This is a genomic window from Geminocystis sp. CENA526 (assembly GCF_050753365.1).
Taxonomy (GTDB): domain Bacteria; phylum Cyanobacteriota; class Cyanobacteriia; order Cyanobacteriales; family Cyanobacteriaceae; genus Geminocystis.
Map to the genome: position 1 here is coordinate 1 of NZ_JBLZFY010000077.1, position 19,911 is coordinate 19,911.

18 protein-coding genes are annotated in these 19,911 nt (G+C 34.4%); 15 read left to right on the top strand and 3 right to left on the bottom strand.

The annotated features are described in order from the left end of the window. Nucleotides 1–92: 92 nt before the first annotated feature. The gene (locus ACN4EE_RS16780) at nucleotides 93–1,613 is read right to left on the bottom strand and encodes a sensor histidine kinase (RefSeq protein WP_431707611.1); all 1,521 of its coding nucleotides are present in this window, start codon (nucleotides 1,611–1,613) and stop codon (nucleotides 93–95) included. Between the two features lie 109 nt (nucleotides 1,614–1,722). On the opposite strand from ACN4EE_RS16780, the gene ACN4EE_RS16785 reads away from it, so the two are divergent. Further along, nucleotides 1,723–2,295 (top strand): Uma2 family endonuclease, encoded by a 573-nt coding sequence (locus ACN4EE_RS16785; protein ID WP_431707612.1) that lies wholly within the window; start codon nucleotides 1,723–1,725, stop codon nucleotides 2,293–2,295. Nucleotides 2,296–2,309: 14 nt separating this feature from the next. On the opposite strand, the gene ACN4EE_RS16790 is transcribed toward ACN4EE_RS16785, so the two are convergent. Then, nucleotides 2,310–2,558 (bottom strand): hypothetical protein, encoded by a 249-nt coding sequence (locus tag ACN4EE_RS16790; protein WP_431707613.1) that lies wholly within the window; start codon nucleotides 2,556–2,558, stop codon nucleotides 2,310–2,312. 176 nt (nucleotides 2,559–2,734) lie between these two features. On the opposite strand from ACN4EE_RS16790, the gene ACN4EE_RS16795 reads away from it, so the two are divergent. The 6 genes from ACN4EE_RS16795 (at nucleotide 2,735) to ACN4EE_RS16820 (ending at nucleotide 9,984) form a co-directional block, all read left to right on the top strand. Beyond that, complete coding sequence (locus tag ACN4EE_RS16795) at nucleotides 2,735–3,307, top strand: Uma2 family endonuclease (RefSeq protein WP_431707614.1); 573 nt, start codon at nucleotides 2,735–2,737, stop codon at nucleotides 3,305–3,307. 471 nt (nucleotides 3,308–3,778) lie between these two features. Then, entirely contained in the window at nucleotides 3,779–4,135 is a 357-nt protein-coding gene (locus ACN4EE_RS16800) for a DUF1815 family protein (RefSeq protein WP_431707615.1), read from the top strand. A 125-nt stretch (nucleotides 4,136–4,260) separates the two neighbouring features. Beyond that, entirely contained in the window at nucleotides 4,261–6,873 is a 2,613-nt protein-coding gene (locus ACN4EE_RS16805; protein WP_431707616.1) for an endonuclease MutS2, read from the top strand. 219 nt (nucleotides 6,874–7,092) lie between these two features. Beyond that, complete coding sequence (gene serA, locus ACN4EE_RS16810) at nucleotides 7,093–8,673, top strand: phosphoglycerate dehydrogenase (protein ID WP_431707617.1); 1,581 nt, start codon at nucleotides 7,093–7,095, stop codon at nucleotides 8,671–8,673. 171 nt (nucleotides 8,674–8,844) lie between these two features. Further along, complete coding sequence (locus tag ACN4EE_RS16815; RefSeq protein WP_431707618.1) at nucleotides 8,845–9,327, top strand: DUF1499 domain-containing protein; 483 nt, start codon at nucleotides 8,845–8,847, stop codon at nucleotides 9,325–9,327. Nucleotides 9,328–9,636: 309 nt separating this feature from the next. Then, nucleotides 9,637–9,984, top strand: coding sequence for a hypothetical protein (locus ACN4EE_RS16820; protein ID WP_431707619.1), 348 nt, complete (start codon nucleotides 9,637–9,639; stop codon nucleotides 9,982–9,984). Between the two features lie 21 nt (nucleotides 9,985–10,005). Here ACN4EE_RS16820 and ACN4EE_RS16825 read toward each other — a convergent pair whose 3' ends face one another. Further along, the gene (locus tag ACN4EE_RS16825) at nucleotides 10,006–10,845 is read right to left on the bottom strand and encodes a M48 family metallopeptidase (RefSeq protein WP_431707620.1); all 840 of its coding nucleotides are present in this window, start codon (nucleotides 10,843–10,845) and stop codon (nucleotides 10,006–10,008) included. 131 nt (nucleotides 10,846–10,976) lie between these two features. On the opposite strand from ACN4EE_RS16825, the gene ACN4EE_RS16830 reads away from it, so the two are divergent. From ACN4EE_RS16830 to ACN4EE_RS16865, 8 genes are all read left to right on the top strand, one after another. Then, nucleotides 10,977–11,135 carry a hypothetical protein gene (locus ACN4EE_RS16830; protein WP_431707621.1) on the top strand — a complete coding sequence of 53 codons (159 nt, stop codon included), beginning with the start codon at nucleotides 10,977–10,979 and terminating at the stop codon, nucleotides 11,133–11,135. Nucleotides 11,136–11,436: 301 nt separating this feature from the next. Beyond that, nucleotides 11,437–13,254, top strand: coding sequence for an NAD(P)H-quinone oxidoreductase subunit F (locus ACN4EE_RS16835; RefSeq protein ID WP_431707622.1), 1,818 nt, complete (start codon nucleotides 11,437–11,439; stop codon nucleotides 13,252–13,254). A 173-nt stretch (nucleotides 13,255–13,427) separates the two neighbouring features. Then, the gene (locus tag ACN4EE_RS16840) at nucleotides 13,428–14,126 is read left to right on the top strand and encodes a carbonic anhydrase (RefSeq protein ID WP_431707623.1); all 699 of its coding nucleotides are present in this window, start codon (nucleotides 13,428–13,430) and stop codon (nucleotides 14,124–14,126) included. 163 nt (nucleotides 14,127–14,289) lie between these two features. Continuing rightward, a complete protein-coding gene (locus tag ACN4EE_RS16845) occupies nucleotides 14,290–15,753 on the top strand; it encodes an NADH-quinone oxidoreductase subunit M (RefSeq protein ID WP_431707624.1) in 1,464 nt (487 codons plus the stop codon). A 77-nt stretch (nucleotides 15,754–15,830) separates the two neighbouring features. Then, the gene (locus tag ACN4EE_RS16850) at nucleotides 15,831–16,817 is read left to right on the top strand and encodes an Rpn family recombination-promoting nuclease/putative transposase (protein ID WP_431707625.1); all 987 of its coding nucleotides are present in this window, start codon (nucleotides 15,831–15,833) and stop codon (nucleotides 16,815–16,817) included. A gap of 14 nt (nucleotides 16,818–16,831) precedes the next feature. Then, on the top strand, nucleotides 16,832–17,806 hold the full coding sequence (locus tag ACN4EE_RS16855; protein WP_431707626.1) for a DUF4351 domain-containing protein: 975 nt from the start codon (nucleotides 16,832–16,834) through the stop codon (nucleotides 17,804–17,806). A gap of 89 nt (nucleotides 17,807–17,895) precedes the next feature. Next, a complete protein-coding gene (locus ACN4EE_RS16860; RefSeq protein WP_431707627.1) occupies nucleotides 17,896–19,182 on the top strand; it encodes a CO2 hydration protein in 1,287 nt (428 codons plus the stop codon). A 118-nt stretch (nucleotides 19,183–19,300) separates the two neighbouring features. After that, on the top strand, nucleotides 19,301–19,702 hold the full coding sequence (locus tag ACN4EE_RS16865) for a fasciclin domain-containing protein (RefSeq protein ID WP_431707628.1): 402 nt from the start codon (nucleotides 19,301–19,303) through the stop codon (nucleotides 19,700–19,702). Nucleotides 19,703–19,911 lie beyond the last annotated feature (209 nt).

A 19,911-nucleotide genomic window follows, 5' to 3' on the forward strand; every position in this document is an offset into this window, starting at 1 on the left:
TTCTACGGTCAAAATTCAACAAAGTAAATTGATGATGATCAATTAATTCTCAATGGAACTTTGAAAAAATTTTAGAGATATACAGTTTGTTATTATTTATCTTTTGCCAAAATGGGATGCTCCCGATTAAAGGTTGTTTCATTAAAAATTATTTGTCCAGCTTCAATTTTAGATAATTCTAAAACTTCGTTAATTAATGATAATAAATGTTCTCCACTATTAATAATTATATTCAAATTTTCTTTATTTTCTAAGGTTAATGTATCATCATCTTTCATCAATTGAGAAAAGCCTAAAATAGCATTTAAAGGAGTACGCAATTCATGACTCATATTTGAGAGAAAAACACTTTTCGCTTTGTTGGCTTTTTCAGCTATTTCTTTGGCAATATTAAGTTCTTCTGTTCTCTCTAAAATTTTGTTTTCTAATTCTTGATTAATTTTAGTCAACTTATTTTCTTTACTGATTAAATTTTGCACTAAATCTGAGATGCTAGAAGATAATAATAATATCTCATTTTTACCTTGATAAAACTCACTATTTTCTGAAAATTGAGATAGAGAAACATCACGATTTCCTTTACGAATTTGATCTGCTTCATAAGCAATATTTAACAATGGTTTAGTAATTTTTTCCGCAATTTTCCATGCTATCCAAGAAAAAATAGTTGCTAATACTAAAATTACGATGGTTCGTTGTAAATCATCCGCACTTTTAAAGGCTATGGCAGTGGGTTGCCTTACCATAATATGCCATCCTAATCCTTCATAGCTTAAATGACCTTTATCTTGATGATGGCTAATTAAATATTCTACCCCTTGAAAGTTGCGTTTTTTTGATACTGATAAAGATTGATTTAATTCGATTAAAGGTATATAGTTACGGATATTCTCCCCTTCAAGTTTTTCTTGGGAATCGAAAATAATTTTACCGTTTTTATCAAGTATCCAAATATCTATTTGTTTATCATTAGGAATATTACTCATCAAGGTTTGACTGGTTTCTTCTATCCATTGCCAACTAAGATGCGCCCCTAAAACCCCTATTAATTGATTATTGTTGTTATATACTGGATGTGCTATGTCAAGAAATCTTAATGGCTCTCCATTGGCAAGGGGTGGTAATTTATTTGCTAATAATTTAGCTTCATGGACATCTCCCACAAAACTTCCTTTTAAACCTGCAATAAACCATGAACGTTGACTAACATTTTCTCCTTCTAAAAGACCTTTCGTACTAACTTGAACTATGCCATTTTTATCCACAAAACCAATCCAAGCATAACTATCATAACTTTTCTGTAATATTTCTAACAAAAAACGACGCTCATCTTTATTTTCTCCATTCCCTCGAAACTCTGACAAGACAGACATATTGCGAATATCAGTAGAACGTCTGTACATAAGTCGATCGAACGTATTTACTAATTCATTACCAATTTGACTTAATAAAAAATGTTGATCTTCTTCTACTTTAGTGCGCACGGAGTGAGAAACAATGATACTAAATAAAATAGAGAGGAAGAAGATTGTCACTCCAAAAGATAACCCTAATTTTTGTTTGAGGGTAAAATTTAGAAATATTTTATCTAGTTTTCTTTTTAGATAATACATGGAAGGTTCGATCGAAATTAGAATATTTTATCATGTTATTTGTGGGATCGATCGTCAGATTTAATTAATGAGAGAGTATATTAGAGATAGCTATAAGGGAGGATGAACAATGATTGCACAACTAACTCAAAAAACTCATACCATAGCCGAATATTTGGAAATTGACGCTCAATCAGAAATAAGACATGAATATATTGAAGGAGAGATAATCCCCATGACAGGAGGTACAACCAATCATAATCTAGTAACTGGAAATATTTATTTAGCCTTACGACTAGCTCTAAAAGGTACAAATAATATTGTATATATTGAAAATGTACGCTTATTCATACCTGAATTTAATATTTTCACCTATCCTGATGTGATGATAATAGCAGGGCAACCAACTTACTATAATGAGAGTAAAACCACCGTTACTAATTCGATCGTACTGATTGAAGTTTTATCTAATTCTACCAGAGATTATGACTTAGGACGTAAATTTGAATATTATAGATCGATCGAAAGTTTACAAGAATATATTTTAGTTGAACCTGAGAAAACTTTAATTATGATTTATCGCCGAAGCAATAATAAACATTGGTCATTAGAGATTTATGATAATCCAAATGATAGATTCACATTGCAGTCTTTTGGGGTAGAAATGTCTTTAGTTGATATTTATGAAGGAGTTTTATCTTAATGATAAATTTTTCATTATTTACCAAATCTTTCTAAATATTTTAGATTCTGGGATAAATCTTCTAAATCACTATCTAAACAACCAATAAACTCTTTTGCTATTTCTGTAAAAGATGCTTGTAAGCCTTCTGGTTTGTTAGCTAATGTATCGAATTGAGCTTGATGAGATTTGAAATCAATAAATTCAATAAATTTAATAACTTCTTCTTTTTGTTCAGGGCTAAATTGTTGTATTTTTTGAATAGCAGATTCTAAAGTTAACATAAAAAATAGATGTTTATTATGTAATAAGTTACATACTTAAATTTTCAAGATGAAATTATTATAACTGTTGGTTATCGATCGAAATTAGAAGTTTCCCTTATTTTAGTGGTTAGATCGATCGAGAGATTTAATTAATGAGAGAGTATATTAGAGATAGCTATAAGGGAGGATTAACAATGATTACACAACTAACTCAAAAAACTCATACCATAGCCGAATATTTAGAAATTGACGATCAATCAGAAATAAGACATGAATATATTGAAGCAGAAATAATCCCCATGACAGGAGGCACAACCAATCATAATGAAATAATCACTAATCTTTGCTTATTATTAAAACCCCCTATCAGAAAACAAACAGGCAAAGTTTACACTGAAAATGTACGCTTATTTATCTCTGAATTTAGTATTTTCACCTATCCTGATGTAATGATAATGGCAGGAGAACCAATTTATTATGGTGAGAATAAAACTACCGTTACTAATCCGAAGGCACTTATCGAAGTTTTATCTAATTCTACCAGAGATTATGACTTAGGGCGTAAATTTGAGTATTATCGTTCTTTAGAGAGTTTACAAGAATATGTTTTGATTGAGCCTGAGAAAACTTTAATTATGATTTACCGTAGAAGCAATAATAAACATTGGACATTAGAAATTTATGATAATCCAAATGATAGATTCACATTAGAGTCTTTTGGGGTAGAAATGTCTTTAGTCGATATATATGAAGGAATTTTATCCTAGCTAAGACGGAGAAAGTGTCTGTTAGTTACTCAAATCTCTCATTAAGTTTTCGGCTTTTTGTTGAAAAAACTTTTGAGCTTCTATGGAGTATCTTTTGTCTTAAACCACTGCCAGTATCCATCACAAAGAGTTTTCAAGATATTAATTGTCATTAGATTAGCTCATAAATCATTGCGTATATCATCATTCCTGACTCATCAAAAAATTTTCTAACATCCTCTAAAGATTTAAAGATTTAGCTTGTTTCTTTATCAAAAGGAAACTTTATGAGAAGATCGATCGTCAAACTTAATGAATTGTCCACTATTCTCTCAGATGAGATATGCTGATATAAGAGCGAATTAGCCTTAATATAAACTAATTTTGCACTTTTTGGAAAATATACCATATAATCTTAAATGGAAATCTTAAAAAAATATTAAGATTCATAAATAAGATGAATAAGGTATTGTATAAGTAAAGGAGGTATAAATGTTTATTCGATTAGCACAAGAGTATCGAGAATTTGTGAAAGATTTAGTAATGAATCTTCAAGCATTAGCCATCGTATTGGAGAAAAGAGGTTATATAGCCTCTTGTTATACCTGCGGTACTCAATTAAATAGTGCCTCTTTTATGGTGAGTTTAGGCGATAATCACTTAATTCGCTTTTTAGTGTCAGATTATGGCATTACTTGGACAGAAATGCAAGACGATCGAGAATTAATGAAACTCGAAGGTGCAGAAGCCATCAGTCAGTTAGAAGAATTAGCTAACTTAGTCAAATATCAAATTAAATCCGTTGACAGCAAAACCCCTAAATATGATCAAAGTCTGTTAGTTCATTAATTTTGAGCTATCATTGATAATTACAAATACTTTAACAACAATTTTCTAAGAAGACTAAACATAGTTTTTTTTCTATCACAAATAAATTGTTGATTGTCAATTATCTATCGTTGATTGTAATAGCTTTGATCGAACAAGAAACTTTCCGCTTACTAGAATGGCAGAGGTTATGTCAACATCTCTCCACTTTTGCTTCCACTAAATTAGGTGCGATGGCATCGCAAAATTTAGCTATCCCCCATACAGTAACACAAACAGAATATTTATTAGAACAAACTAAGGAAGTTTGTCAACTGGAAACCGACATTAACGCTTCTTGGTCATTTAATGGTATCCATGATATAGGAGATAGCCTTGAAAGGGCAAAAATAGGGGGTATTTTAACAGGAGAGGAGTTGTTAAATTTAGCTACAACTTTATCGGGAGTTCGTAAATTACGCAGAGTAATTGAAGATCAAGAAAATGCTCCTACTTTACAAGAATTAGTAAATGATTTAAGAACTTTCCCCGAATTAGAGCAAGAAATTCACTATTGCATAGACGATCGAGCCGAGATCACAGAAAGAGCGAGTCCTTTATTAGGTGAAATTCGTCAAAAAATTAAAGGTTTAAGAAGTAAAATTCAGCAAACTTTACAAGGTATTATTCAAAGAAATAGCAATGCACTGCAAGAACCCGTTGTCACCCAAAGGGGCGATCGATTTGTCTTACCCATAAAAGCGAGTCATAGTGGACAAATACAAGGTATCGTCCATGATACCAGTACCAGTGGTTCAACGTTGTATTTAGAGCCGAGGGTAATTGTGGATTTAGGGAATAAACTGCAAACCACGAGAAATCAGGAGAAAAGAGAAGAAGAAAGGATATTAAGACAGCTAACGGAAAAAGTAGGGGAAGTTTGGCAGGATTTAGAGAAATTATTGGCGATCGCCACCGCTTTAGATTTAGCCACTGCCAAAGCCCGTTATAGCATCTGGTTAAATGCTCATCCTCCCGAATTTGTGGATTTTCAAGACGGAGAAAGCATTAATTTAAGACAGGTAAGACATCCTTTATTAGTGTGGTTAGAAAAACACGAAGAAGGAAATCCCGTGATTCCTGTGGACATTTTAATAAACCCTGACACAAGAGTAGTGGCAATTACAGGACCAAATACAGGAGGAAAAACCGTTACCCTGAAAACCATTGGTATCATCGCCTTAATGGCAAAAGTAGGCTTATTTATTCCTGCTAAGTATCCTGCCCAAATTCCTTGGTTTAAGAGCATTTTAGCGGATATTGGGGATGAACAATCATTAGAACAAAGTTTATCGACTTTTTCAGGACATATTCGCCGTATTATTCGCATTATCGAGGCTTTAAACAATCCCCCCCAGCCCCCCTTCGTAAGGGGGGAGACGCAGTCGGAGAAATCAAATTCCTTAGTAGGAGGGGAGACGCAGTCGGAGAAATCAAATTCCTTAGTAGGAGGGGAGGCGCAGTCGGAGAAATCAAATTCCTTAGTAGGAGGGGAGGCGCAGTCGGAGAGAGCAAATTCCTTAGTAGGAGGAGAGGCACAGTCGGGGGGATCAAACTCTCTTGTGTTACTGGATGAAGTAGGGGCGGGTACAGACCCTAGTGAGGGTACAGCTATTGCGATCGCTATCTTAAAATACTTAGCAGAACATAATCTATTAACTATTGCCACGACTCACTATGGAGAATTAAAGAGTTTAAAATACAGTGACTCCCGTTTTGAAAATGCTTCGGTAGAATTTGATGACGTGAGTTTACAGCCTACCTATAGATTATTATGGGGTATTCCGGGTCGATCGAACGCTATCACCATTGCGCAAAGATTAGGGTTAGATTTAGATATTGTATCGGAGGCGCAAGAGTTGGTAGGAGGATTTTCCCATGATGTCAATGATTTAATTTCAGCACTGGAAAATCAACGTAGAGAGCAAGAAGACAAACATAAACAAGCTCAAGAATTATTGGCAAAAACGGAGTTATTTTATCAACAAGTAGAAGAAAAAGCCTCTTCTTTACAAGCTAGAGAGAGAGATTTAAAGCTACAGCAAGAAAAAGAAGTTCAAAAACTGTTATTAGACGCAAAAAGTCAAATTGCTCAAGTTATTAAGGGTTTACAGAAAAAAAATGAACCTACGGCGCAATCTGCACACCAAGCGACAGAAGTGTTGAACAAGATCGGAGATCGATTCTTAACCCCATTGAAAGTAAAATCTAGCTATAAGCCAAAAGTGGGCGAAAAAGTAAGGATTTTGAGCATTGGGCAAACGGCAGAAGTTTTAACAGTAGATGATGACACAGAACAATTAACCGCCCGTTTCGGTATTATGAAGATGGTGATACCCTTCACGGATATTGAATCTTTAGACGGTAAACGCTTTGAAAAAGTCACCCCGAATCCTGAGAAAACTAAGGTAACGGTTAATAAACAACAGACTAAAGCAGTAAATCAGCCTAAAACCGAATCTAAGCCCATTAATGTACGAACTTCTCAAAATACGGTTGATATTCGAGGGAAAAGGGTACATTTAGCCGAACCTTTGTTAGAAAAAGCCATTGCGAATGCTACGGATATTGGTACATTATGGATTGTACACGGAAAGGGAACGGGAAGTCTTCGATCGGGTGTTCATGAATTTTTGCAAAATCATCCTCAAGTTAGTAATTTTGAACTAGCAAAACAAAATGACGGCGGTGCAGGAGTTACGATCGTTTATTTGAAATAGTGAATAGTGGATAGTGAATAGTGGATAATTTTTAATTCTTCATTCTTCATTCTTAATTCTCCATTCTTCATTCTCAATTCTTCATTCTTCATTCTTCATTCCTCATTGCTTTTGGATTTTTATAGATCAGGAAGGAATAATGATGATAAGATCGTAAAAGCGATCGAAAGTCTTAACAAATATCGCAGAAGATAAAGTAAAACCTATATTTAACTTAACATGGCAAAAGTATTAGTATCTGATCCTGTGGACGAAGCAGGACTTAAAATTCTTTCTCAAGTAGCACAAGTTGACGTAAAAACTGGATTATCCCCCACAGAATTAGCAGGTATTATCGGAGATTATGAGGCTTTAATGATTCGATCGGGTACACAAGTAACCGCAGAAGTTATCGAAGCCGCAACCCAACTGAAAATTATCGGTCGTGCTGGTGTAGGTGTTGATAACGTGGACGTACCCAGTGCCACCAGAAAAGGTATTGTCGTTGTAAATTCTCCCGAAGGAAATACGATCGCAGCCGCCGAACACGCTTTAGCGATGATGATGTCTCTTTCTCGCTACATTCCCGATGCTAATCAATCAGTGAAGGCGAAAAAATGGGATCGTAAAAGTTACATGGGGTCAGAAATTTACAAAAAAACCCTCGGCGTGGTAGGTTTAGGGAAAATTGGCTCTCATGTTGCTAAAGTTGCCAAAGCTATGGGTATGAAAATTTTAGCCTATGATCCCTTTATTTCTCAAGAAAGAGCGAATCAATTAGGCTGTACTTTAGTCGATTTAGACATGATTTTCAGCGAATCTGACTATATTACCCTTCATGTACCCAAAACCAAAGAAACCGCAAACCTCATCAATGCTGAATCTTTAGCCAAAATGAAGCCTACCACTCGCATTATTAACTGTTCCCGTGGTGGTATCATCGATGAAGATGCTTTATATGAAGCCTTAGCTAATGGGCAAATTGCTGGTGCTGCCTTAGATGTATTTTCTTCTGAACCTTTGGGAGAGTCCAAACTAAGAGACTTAGGTAGTAATGTGGTTTTAACTCCCCATTTAGGTGCATCTACCGCCGAAGCTCAAGTTAATGTAGCGATCGATGTAGCGGAACAAATTAGGGATGTTTTATTAGGCTTACCTGCTAGAAGTGCCGTCAACATACCCGGCTTAAGCCCCGATGTCATGGAAAAACTACGCCCTTATATGCGTTTAGCGGAAACATTAGGCAACTTAGTCGGACAATTAGCAGGCGATCGAGTTGAGAGTTTCAATGTAAAATTAGAAGGAGAATTAGCAGAAAATAGCAGTCAACCCCTCGTCACTGCTGCGATTAAAGGTTTATTATCCAAAGCCTTAAGAGAAAGAGTTAACTATGTTAACGCCGCCATCGAAGCCAAAGAAAGAGGCATCCACGTCATCGACTCCAGAGACGCAACCATCAAAGACTATAGCAACTCTATCTATTTAGAAGCCACTGGCACAAAAGGCACTCACTCCGTGCGCGGTGCATTACTCAACGATGGTGAAATTCGCATTACTAACTTAAATGCTTACCCCGTCAACGTACCTCCCAACAATTATATGTTGTTTACCTTACATAGAGATATGCCCGGTATCATCGGTAAAATCGGTTCTCTCTTAGGTAACTTTAATGTAAATATTGCTAGTATGCAGGTAGGACGTACGATCGTGCGGGGGGATGCTGTCATGGTGTTAACCATTGATGATCCTTTACCAGAGGGCATTTTAGGGGAAATCTTAAAAGTACCGGGTGTAACCGATGCTTATACCGTCAGTTTGTAAATAGTGAGTAATGAGTAATGAGTAATAAGTAATGAGTAATGAGTAATGAACATTTCGACTATGCTCAGTGCAAGTAGTGAATAGAGTCGCTTTAGCAGACGGTAGCTGTTAGCAATGTAATTTATTACATTGTGGGTTATTGATAAACACCTTTAATTCTTAATTCTTTTTATGGTATCAATAATATCTATTTTTAGTGTTTTTATTATTTCTTTATCGGGCTTTTTTTTGGGATCAATTTTTCATTTTGAGGGGCAAATTCCTAATAATTTAGGGGTAGTTGATGGTAAATTATCTCCTTGTCCTTCTACTCCTAATTGTGTTGTTAGTCAAGATACTGATTCGACTCATTATATCGAACCTTTAACTTATCAGTTCGATCGAACTCAAGCCTATGATAGTTTTGTGAAAATATTATCCGTTGTACCAAACACTAAAATTGTGGAACAAACGGAGGATTATATTCGCACCGAATCTCGCAGTAAAATCATGGGTTTTGTGGATGATGCTGAGTTTTATTTCCCTAAAGATAAAAAAGTGATAGAATTTCGATCGGCTTCTCGTTTAGGAGAGTCAGACTTAGGGGTTAATCGTCGCCGTTTAGAACAAATTCGCCTCGCCTTTGAAGATTTTAATAAACTATCAAACATCTAAGTTTACTAATTGAAACAAATAAGAAATAAAAGAGATATAGTCAAGAATTTTATTAAAACTTTGCTCTCACTAACCTTAAATCTACCTCATTCGACACAAGAGGAATGAGGAATGTCATTGCGAGTGTTAATGAAGCAATCTCCCCCTCTTTCCTTTTCCCTTTTCTCTTCTCTCTCTTCATCAAAATACTTTTTCAGCAAACCCTAGTTAACTCAGGTAAAATCTGATTCTCAGGAATGTAACAATATGTTAGAATTTATCTCAATCAAAATAACAAAAATTTACAAACTAATTAGGAGAAAAAATTAAATGGCTGGTTTATTTGGCTTGTTTGGTAAAAAAAACAATCAACCTCAAGACTCTTACTTCTTAACCCCTGATGAGTCTAAAACCTTTGGTGATATTGACTATATGCGTAAATCCAAAACTGTGAAAAGGACTTTTGCTAAAAGTGTCAGTGGTGGAGGCGGTGAATTAGTCAAGGAAGTTTCTGCAATGAAAATGACTAAGAAAAATCCTAATCAAGGAGGTTTTAATAACTCTGCCATTGCTAATGATTCTAGTGAATCTTCTTTTACCCCTGATACTCAAAAGTTACGCAAAACCGATACCAGTATGGATACTTTCCGTAATATGGCAAAGCAAATTAAAAAATAAAAATTAATTAACAATTAACAATTATCTTCTTGCTCTAAGACTTCTGATTCTATACTGATATTCTTGTTCGTCTAAACCAGCACCATTATAGGCTACACTACTTGGTATTCTTTGGTCAAGGGCAACTGCTCGATCGATCGCATTAGGATGGGTACTCAATAAAGTGGGTACTCTACCACTGGATTTTGCTAATTTTCGCATAAAATCAACCATTGCTCTGGGTGCATAACCAGCAGATTTGAGCATATCTAAACCAAGATTATCCGCTTCGTATTCATCTTGACGACTATGGGGCAGATTGACAGCTAAATTCACCCCTAACCTTACTATATTAGTTTGATCTAAACCAGTGGCAGTTAACAATCCTTGAGTAATAGCTTGTTGACGTATTTGTTTTTGTGAATGACGAGCCACAACATGACCAATTTCATGAGCAATTACACTAGCTAATTGAGCTTCATTGGAAGCAGTAGTAATTAAACCCGTATGTAAATAAATAAATCCTCCCATGGTAGCAAAGGCATTGACATCAGGATTATCAACAATTTCAAATTGAAAAGGTAAATTCGGACGACTGCTGACGGCGACTAATCGTCTGCCTATTTGATTGATATAACTAGATAATTCAGGATTTTGATATAATCTAACATTATTCTGAGATAATATTTGTTGACGCATCTGAGAGCCTAATTGTACCTCTTGTTGATCACTCAAATTACTAATCTGAATTACTTGTATTCCTCGAAACAGTAAATCCCCCCAAGGGAAGGCATAACTAACATTAGCATTAGTGAAAATTAAGGTTAACGCCACAGTGAAGGAGATAAAGGGATATAAAATTTTTCGTTTTAATTTAAGCATAGTTATCAAAAATATAATTCATCAATCTGGTATTCTTGACGAACATCTTTCATTATTGTTTCTGATATAGAAAATCATCTATTATCTAATATTTACTATAGACTATTTACTATAGACTATTTACTTAGGTTATGTTAGATAGTTTTTTTGTGTGTGGATTAGCTAGTTTAGGGCAAAATTGTGTCATTGCCTTGAAAAAATTTGGGGTGAAAGTGGTAGTTATCGAAAAAAATCCTCCTCCCGATGACGAAATTCGCCATTTATTGCCCCTTCTGTTTCTGCTTTTTTAACTAACTCTAAAAGATGATGAGAATCTATATTCTGATTGACTGTAATCATTGATTTCTCCATTTTGTAATCATTTTTATTCTATTATAAAGTCGATCGAATTAATTACACTGAGATAGAAACAAGCGACATCATAAGAAAATATTAAGCTAAGTATTATTCATATTTTGCTTATTATCATTGACAATATTCTATTGACTCATTATCATAGATACACAAAAATCAATAGTTATTATCGATCGAACTTAATTATTCATCAGCACTTACAATTATCGTTTATTGTCAAGTATTAATTTTTACAATATGACTTTTTTTAGTGAAACAATCTGGTTTATTCCTTGTTATACCTTGATTGGAGGCTTAATTGCTCTACTGTGGTCGCCCGGTATCATACGAAAAACAGGTTCTCGCCCCGCAGGGTATATTAATATTGTGATGACATCTATGGCATTTATTCACAGTGTCATCGCCTTATATCAAATTTGGGAAAAACCAGCCCAAGAATTGCGTTTTACATGGTTACAAGTAGCAGGTTTAAATATCTCCTTTGATATACAGATTTCTCCTGTGAGTGTGGGCGCTTTGGCTTTAATCACAGGGTTAAATGTCTTGTGTCAACTCTACGCTGTGGGTTATCTGGAAATGGATTGGGGATGGGCTAGATTTTATGCCCTAGTCGGTTTTTTCGAGGCGGGGATGTGCGGTTTAGTCTTGTGTAACTCTCTTTTCTTTAGCTATGTTTATTTAGAGATTTTAACCCTTGGTACTTATTTATTAGTGGGTTTCTGGTTTGCTCAACCTTTAGTAGTATCGGGTGCAAGGGATGCTTTTTGGACAAAACGAGTAGGTGATATTCTCTTATTAATGGGGGTAATCGCCATTTATCCCTTTTCTGGCACATGGAATTATAATTATTTGGCATTTTGGGCGCAAAATTCTCCCATAGATGCTACTTTCTCCGCTTTACTCTGTTTTGCGTTAATTGCTGGTCCTGTGGCAAAATGTGCGCAAATTCCCTTACAATTATGGTTAGATGAGGCGATGGAAGGTCCTTTACCTGCTTCCATACTAAGAAATGCTATTGTTGTGCCTGTCGCTTCCTACGTTTTGATTCAACTGCAACCAGTTTTAGAAATTTCTCCTATTGTTTCTGAAGTTGTCGTGATAATTGGGGCAATAACTGCCATATTATCAAGTTTAATTTCCATCGCCCAAGTGGACTTAAAACGAATATTATCTTATATCGTTAGTGCTTATATGGGTTTAATTTTCATTGCTATCGGCACAGATCACGATACAACTGCATTACTTTTAATTGCAGTTTATGCGGTGGCTATGGCATTATTGTATATGAGTATTGGCACGGTAATTATTAGTAACATTAGTCAAGATGTCACTCAACTAGGAGGGTTATGGAAACGTCGCCCGTTAACTGGTATTGCTTTTCTTGTGGGTACATTTGGATTAGTTGGTTTTCCTCCCCTCGGTGGTTTTTGGATTCTCCCTCGTCTTGGAGATGATTTACTTTCCTCTCAACCTTGGTTATTTGCGGTGTTACTCTTGGTTAATGCCTTGACGACTTTTGCTTTATTACGCACTTTTGCTCTAATATTTCTAGGTGAAGCAAAACAAATGACAGTTCGATCTCCTGAAGTATTGTGGGCGATGGTATTACCCATGATGATTTTAATGGGGGTAACATTACATATGCCTTTAGTTTTATCTCAATTTAAACTCATTAGTTTGGAGTTAGATTTAGGTATTTTCTATACTGTCTCAACGGTAATTGGGGCTGGATTAGCTATGATTATTTATGCTAAAAAACCAGCAGATAAAACTATTACTATTATCCCCGAATTTATCCGCAATTTCTTTACTTATGATCTCTATATTCAAGAGCTTTATAAAATCACGATTGTGACCATAGTTAATGTTACCGCAAAACTAGCTTATTGGTTCGATCGAACCATTGTTGATGGTGTAGTTAATTTAGTCGGTTTAAGTACAATATTTGGAGGACAAGCCCTAAAATATAGCACATCTGGACAATCGCAATTATATATTTTTTCTATCCTTTTAGGATTAATATTTATCAGCATAATTTTTGGATTAACTTTATAGAATAGGTTAGAAATTACGAGCATCTTATGATAATTTTGTCATTTCGAGAGTAACGAAGGAATCCTAATTCCTTGATTTTTGAAACAACTGTTTAACTTCTATAGGTATAAACAACCATTGACAATTTTTCTCTGATAAAATAGGGTTAGTAATCAAAATTAAATCATAAAAATATGAATTTACACCGTAGAAATTTACTGCAATTAGGAGCATTAAGTTTAGTCTCAGGTAGTTTTATTACTGCTATTACTAAAGCTAATTCTCAAGAGATAAATCCTTCTAATATCGATAAAAAAAACTTGACACATGAAGAAGCATTAAAGTTTTTATTAGCAGGAAATGATCGTTTTATCAGTAAACAAAATACTAATCAAAATCGTTCATTCGATCGAATTGAAACAGTAGCAATGGGTCAAAATCCCTATGCAATTATTCTCAGTTGTGCCGATTCAAGAGTGCCAGTAGAAATACTTTTTGATCAGGGTTTTGGAGATTTATTTGTAGTCAGAAATGCTGGAAATATTGCCACTACTCAAGATATTGGAAGTATCGAATTTGGCTCTTTAGTTTTAGGTGCTAAAGTTATTTTAGTCTTAGGGCATGGTAGTTGTGGTGCGGTAAAAGCCGCCTTAGATGGAAGTGCTGTGCCGGGGAGTATTCAGTCAATTTTAGACTATATTAAACCTACCTTAAATAGCTTAACTGCTGAGGAGAGAAAAGACTTACCCACTGCCATAAAAGCTAATGTTAAAGGGCAAATAGAGATATTAAAAAAATCTCCTGTTATTAATGACTTAATTGCTGAAAATAAACTAAAAATTGCTGGAGGTTATTATGACTTGAATACAGCAAAAGTTAATCTGATTGCTTAATAAATAAGAGTTAAATAGTCATTGCGAGGCACGAAGCAATCTCATATAATCTTGAAAACTAAATCTGAATTTTAGTATCACTTTTAGGAATTAATAATTAGGAAATAATCATTTTAATATTCTGATTAAATAAAATTATCAGTGTATCAATAATAAAAAAATAATGCTTAACTTACTTTTAATATTACCAATTATAGGTTCGATCGTCATAGCAATTATACCCACGCAAAAAGAAAGTAACTTAAATAAAAATATTGCCATAATTTTTAGCAGTATTACCTTTATTATCAGTATTTTAATTGGGATAAATTTTGACTATACAAATACTGGTTTACAATCCCAATTTTTTTTAGAATGGTTGCCTTTTATTGGCTTAAATTATACCGTTGCCATTGATGGTTTATCTTTACCCCTTATTATCCTTAATTGCTTAATCGTTACCCTGACATTTTTTAATAGTGAAGTGGACGGAAAAACCATTAATAAACCGAAACTTTACTGTATTTTAATCTTACTTTTAAGTACTTGTGTTAATGGTGCATTAATCGCACAAAATTTACTTCTGTTTTTCATTTTATATGAAATAAAACTTGTACCTATTTATCTTTTAATTTCCATCTGGGGTAGAGATAAAAGTGGTTATGCCGCCACGAAATATTTACTTTATACGGCATTTTCTGGAATTTTCGTTTTAACTGCCTTTTTAGGTTTAAATTTCCTCACCCAAAGCAATAGCTTTGACATTGACGGCATCGTGACAGGAGTTTTACCCCACGCTAAACAAATTTTACTGCTATTGACGATCGTAATTGGATTTGCCATCAAAATTCCGATTTTCCCCTTACATACATGGTTGCCCGATGCTTACACTCAATCCTCTACTCCCGTATCGATGTTATTAGGAGGTATCGTTTCCAAACTTGGCACTTATGGCTTAATTCGCTTTGGTTTACAGTTATTTCCAGATGTTTGGAGTGAAATATCACCTTATTTGGCAGTTTTAGCGGTAATTAGTGCCATTTACGGCTCATTAGTCGCTATTTCTCAGACTGACATTAAGAAAATGATAGCTTATGCTTCCCTTGCCCATATCAATTATGTGGTATTGGCAACGGCGGCAGGTACATCTTTAAGCATTAGTGGTGCAATTTGTCAAATGTTTGCCCATGGTTTAATTGTGGCATTATTGTTTAATCTAGTAGGAATAATTGAAGAAAAAACAGGTACAAGGGAATTATCCGAATTACATGGATTAATGAATCCTTATCGTGGCTTACCTTTTGTGGGAGGATTGATGATTACTGCTGTGATGGCTAGTGCAGGAATACCCGGTATGGTGGGCTTTATTGGCGAATTTATCTCATTTCAGGGTAGTTTTAGCGTTTTTCCTGTTTATACTTTAATTTGCTTAATTTCAACGGGGTTGACGGCAGTTTACTTTGTCATTCTTTTAAACAGAGTATTTTTTGGCAGAATGGAAAATAAAACGGGATATTTACCTAAAGTTGCTTCTTATGAGCGTTTTCCTGCCCTCGTATTCGCTATTTTGATTATTTTCTTCGGTTTACAACCTTCCTTTCTTACTAATCTAACTCTCAATACTAGCAGTTCGATCGGACTCTTTTAAAAACCATATTTGTAGGGTGGGCATTGCCCACCAATAACTATATATACAAATATTTCACAATAAGAGAAAAAGAGATTATGACAGAAATTGTAGCAAATTTTGATGAACCATGGAAGGAAGCAATAGGGGGTTATTTTGACTATTTTTTAGACTACTTTTTTCCCGAAGTATATCAATTAGTAAATTGGCAGAAAAAACCTGTTTCTTTAGAGCAAGAATTACAGAAAATAACAGCCGATTCAGAAGACACAAAACGAGCCGTTGATAAACTGTTTAAAGTATGGTTAAAAGATGAATCAGAAATCTGGGTATTAGTGCATATAGAAGTGCAAAGCCAATCACAAAAAGACTTTGCTCAAAGAATGTACATTTACAATTATCGAGCGTTTGATTTGTATAGAAAACCAGTAATTAGTTTAGCAATTTTAGGAGATGAAAGCCAAACATGGCGACCAGATAACTATAGTTATCAATTAGGCGGTTGTCAAGTAAACTTATCATTTCCCACAGTAAAATTATTGGATTATGAATCAAAATGGCAAGAATTGGAAACAGAAAAAAATCCCTTTGCTATAATGATAATGGCTCATTTAAAAACAAAAGCGACAGTGAGTAATTTATCAGAAAGAGAGCAATGGAAATGGATATTTTTACGCTCTCTCTATGAAAAAGGATACGCAAAAAAAGATATTGTTAAATTCTTAAAATTTGTGGATTTAATGATGACATTACCAAAACAGTTACAACAAAGTTTAAAATTAAAAGTAAAACAATATGAGGAGGAAAAGAAAATGCCTTTAGTCAGTAATTTTGAAAAAGAAGCTAAACAAGAAGGAAGGAAAGAAGGAAGGAAAGAGGGAAGAAAAGAGGGCTTGAAAGAAGGGATTGAAAAAGAGATTAATTTAATTATTCGCTTACTTAATAAAAAGATAGGTTATTTATCTTCTGAATTAGAGTTAAAAATTAGAAATTTACCCCTGCAAATATTAGAAAATTTAGGGGAAGATTTATTAGATTTTAATAACAGAGATGATTTACTTTCTTGGTTAGATAATTATAGTTAAAGATTCGATCGAACATGACAGAAATTGTAGCAAATTTTGATGAACCATGGAAGGAAGCAATAGGGGGTTATTTTGACTATTTTTTAGACTACTTTTTTCCCGAAGTTTATCAATTAGTAGATTGGCTCAAAAAACCTGTTTCTTTAGAGCAAGAATTACAGAAAATAACAGCCGATTCAGAAGACACAAAACGAGCCGTTGATAAACTGTTTAAAGTATGGTTAAAAGATGAATCAGAAATCTGGGTATTAGTGCATATAGAAGTGCAAAGCCAATCACAAAAAGACTTTGCTCAAAGAATGTACATTTACAATTATCGAGCGTTTGATTTGTATAGAAAACCAGTAATTAGTTTAGCAATTTTAGGAGATGAAAGCCAAACATGGCGACCAGATAACTATAGTTATCAATTAGGCGGTTGTCAAGTAAACTTATCATTTCCCACAGTAAAATTATTGGATTATGAATCAAAATGGCAAGAATTGGAAACAGAAAAAAATCCCTTTGCTATAATGATAATGGCTCATTTAAAAACAAAAGCGACAGTGAGTAATTTATCAGAAAGAGAGCAATGGAAATGGATATTTTTACGCTCTCTCTATGAAAAAGGATACGCAAAAAAAGACATTGTTAAATTCTTAAAATTTGTGGATTTAATGATGACATTACCAAAACAGTTACAACAAAGTTTAAAACTAAAAGTAAAACAATATGAGGAGGAAAAGAAAATGCCTTTAGTCAGTAATTTTGAAAAAGAAGCTAAACAAGAAGGAAGAAAAGAAGGAAGAAAAGAGGGATTGAAAGAAGGTATTGAAAAAGAGATTAATTTAGTTATTCGTTTACTAAATAAAAAAATCGGTTATTTATCTCCTCAATTAGAGACAAGAGTGAGAAAATTACCTTTAGTAAAATTAGAAAATTTAGGGGAGGATTTACTTGATTTTAATACTGTAGATGACTTACTTTATTGGTTAGATAATTACTCTTAAAAACTTCTAAAAATTAATCCTTGTTTTATAACAAAACTCTCAAGAGTTTACCACAAACATTTATTATTCCAATATCAAAACTAATTATTATGACAACAGCAACCAAAATTCCTCCCTCAACTCACGAATTTGCGGAAGTTATCCATCGTTTAGAGGCTGGAGGTTCAATGTTACCAGATACTCCTGAAAATTTAATGCAAATTATCGGTATTTACAAGGCTTATGCCGTGCCGATGGATTTCTATTGGCGGGATTTACTCTATATCGCTGAAAGAGTTTTCCTTAATCCCCTTCCCTTCTTTAAATATTTCATCTCGAAAGAATATCTTGATTTGCCTAATCATTACGCTGGAGTTACTGCCGATTTGAGGATATGGCGAGGAGAAGCAACGGCGCATCCTGAGTTAATGGCTTTCATGGAAAAAGGAGAAACGGGTAAAATGCCTAAATTATTTCACCATTTACTGCACGATCGAATTAACATGGAGTTTGCTGAGGCTTGTATGAGGGCAATGCTATGGCATGGTAGAGATATGGGTATGGGAAAATTTGACGCTTATCTCGATAGCGATGAATATAAAGCTAATGCCGATGTGGCAATCAAAGCCTACTTTAAAGGTAATCCCATGATGTTAGGTTTGTATAAAGTTTTTCCTGAGATGTTTTTAGAGCAAGTACGTCAGTTATCCTATTATGCTAATTTAGGGTTATTCTGGGAAGTTATGGCGCCCGTTTTCTTCGAGATGTCGGATATTTATGACGAAGGAGGTTTTAAAGGTGTGCCAGATGCTATGAATTTCCTTGTCAATGGAATATTTGCCATCGCTGGAAGACCAATATATCATCATGTTTATATAGAAGGCAAATGCTACGAAATTATCCCCAAGTCGAAGGGATTTACATGGTTATATGAAGCCGCTTTACCCTACGTTGAAGCCGTTTTTTACCGCACATCTCCCTTCCGAGGCACAAAATCCTATAACGCCCAAGCCAAACAAATACCCCATGAGCAAAAAGACTTTCATTATGGTATCCTTTATGCTGATGTCTTTCCCGTTGGTAGTGCAGGAATCCCCCCCACATTATTAATGGATGATATGTTGCACTTTTTACCCCCCTATCTCATCGAATACTATCAAAAACATTGTCGAGGAGAAGATGATATGTTGATTCAATTAGGGGTGACATTTCAACGATCGATGTATAATGTAACCTCAGCAGTAATTCAGGCTTTGCGCACAGCGTTATTATATCCCCTCGATGACGAAAATCCTAAACATTTAATGAAAAATCGTCAATTTTTTGAGATGCAAATGGATAGATTTAAACGCCCCGAAGCACGATTAAGAGACATTCAATCACCAGACTATCGCTAATTTTTAATTACGACGTTAAATCTGTTAATAAAAAATCTCCCCAAGCCCCCAATACCCTAATACCCCAATCAAATCCATAGCATTACTTTAATTTATATCTCATCAAAGTCAATTTATTATGCCTACCATCGTTGATATTGCCGTTAATAATGACAATTTTAAAACTCTCGTTGCCGCCGTTACCGCCGCTAATTTAGTGGATGTGTTAAAAAGTGAGGGTAAATTTACTGTATTTGCACCGACAGATGATGCTTTTGCAAAACTTCCCCCTGGTACAATTACAACTTTACTCCAAAATATCCCTCAATTAGCTCGAATTTTAACCTATCATGTGGTTTCAGGAAAATTAATGAAGGCTGATTTAGAAAAAGTTAACTCTGTAACCTCAATTGAAGGCTCACCGATTTCGATCGACTGTAGCGATAGTTTTGAAGTAAAAAATGCCACCGTCATTATGTCAGACATTGAGGCTGACAATGGCGTAATTCATGTTATTGATAATGTAATTTTAATGGGATAAAATCTATAACTAATTAGGGGTGTTGAAAAAATCTTTTAATAAGGATAGTTAATAGTTAATATAGCATTGCTATATGAATTGTAAGAATTTGATCCCCCCTAACCCACCAGGGCTGTTTCATTTTCAAATTTTTGGTTAAGAGAAAGTAATGAGTAAAGAGTAATAAGTAATGAGTTTTGATAATTTACTATTAAAAATTGATTATTTCA

What these genes read in the sequence shown, in the direction of transcription:
- ACN4EE_RS16780 (WP_431707611.1), bottom strand. Translation starts at nt 1,613, where the DNA reads ATGTATTATCTAAAAAGAAAACTAGATAAAATATTTCTAAATTTTACC.
- ACN4EE_RS16785 (WP_431707612.1), top strand. Translation starts at nt 1,723, where the DNA reads ATGATTGCACAACTAACTCAAAAAACTCATACCATAGCCGAATATTTG.
- ACN4EE_RS16790 (WP_431707613.1), bottom strand. Translation starts at nt 2,558, where the DNA reads ATGTTAACTTTAGAATCTGCTATTCAAAAAATACAACAATTTAGCCCT.
- ACN4EE_RS16795 (WP_431707614.1), top strand. Translation starts at nt 2,735, where the DNA reads ATGATTACACAACTAACTCAAAAAACTCATACCATAGCCGAATATTTA.
- ACN4EE_RS16800 (WP_431707615.1), top strand. Translation starts at nt 3,779, where the DNA reads ATGTTTATTCGATTAGCACAAGAGTATCGAGAATTTGTGAAAGATTTA.
- serA (WP_431707617.1), top strand. Translation starts at nt 7,093, where the DNA reads ATGGCAAAAGTATTAGTATCTGATCCTGTGGACGAAGCAGGACTTAAA.
- ACN4EE_RS16815 (WP_431707618.1), top strand. Translation starts at nt 8,845, where the DNA reads ATGGTATCAATAATATCTATTTTTAGTGTTTTTATTATTTCTTTATCG.
- ACN4EE_RS16820 (WP_431707619.1), top strand. Translation starts at nt 9,637, where the DNA reads ATGGCTGGTTTATTTGGCTTGTTTGGTAAAAAAAACAATCAACCTCAA.
- ACN4EE_RS16825 (WP_431707620.1), bottom strand. Translation starts at nt 10,845, where the DNA reads ATGCTTAAATTAAAACGAAAAATTTTATATCCCTTTATCTCCTTCACT.
- ACN4EE_RS16830 (WP_431707621.1), top strand. Translation starts at nt 10,977, where the DNA reads ATGTTAGATAGTTTTTTTGTGTGTGGATTAGCTAGTTTAGGGCAAAAT.
- ACN4EE_RS16835 (WP_431707622.1), top strand. Translation starts at nt 11,437, where the DNA reads ATGACTTTTTTTAGTGAAACAATCTGGTTTATTCCTTGTTATACCTTG.
- ACN4EE_RS16840 (WP_431707623.1), top strand. Translation starts at nt 13,428, where the DNA reads ATGAATTTACACCGTAGAAATTTACTGCAATTAGGAGCATTAAGTTTA.
- ACN4EE_RS16845 (WP_431707624.1), top strand. Translation starts at nt 14,290, where the DNA reads ATGCTTAACTTACTTTTAATATTACCAATTATAGGTTCGATCGTCATA.
- ACN4EE_RS16850 (WP_431707625.1), top strand. Translation starts at nt 15,831, where the DNA reads ATGACAGAAATTGTAGCAAATTTTGATGAACCATGGAAGGAAGCAATA.
- ACN4EE_RS16855 (WP_431707626.1), top strand. Translation starts at nt 16,832, where the DNA reads ATGACAGAAATTGTAGCAAATTTTGATGAACCATGGAAGGAAGCAATA.
- ACN4EE_RS16860 (WP_431707627.1), top strand. Translation starts at nt 17,896, where the DNA reads ATGACAACAGCAACCAAAATTCCTCCCTCAACTCACGAATTTGCGGAA.
- ACN4EE_RS16865 (WP_431707628.1), top strand. Translation starts at nt 19,301, where the DNA reads ATGCCTACCATCGTTGATATTGCCGTTAATAATGACAATTTTAAAACT.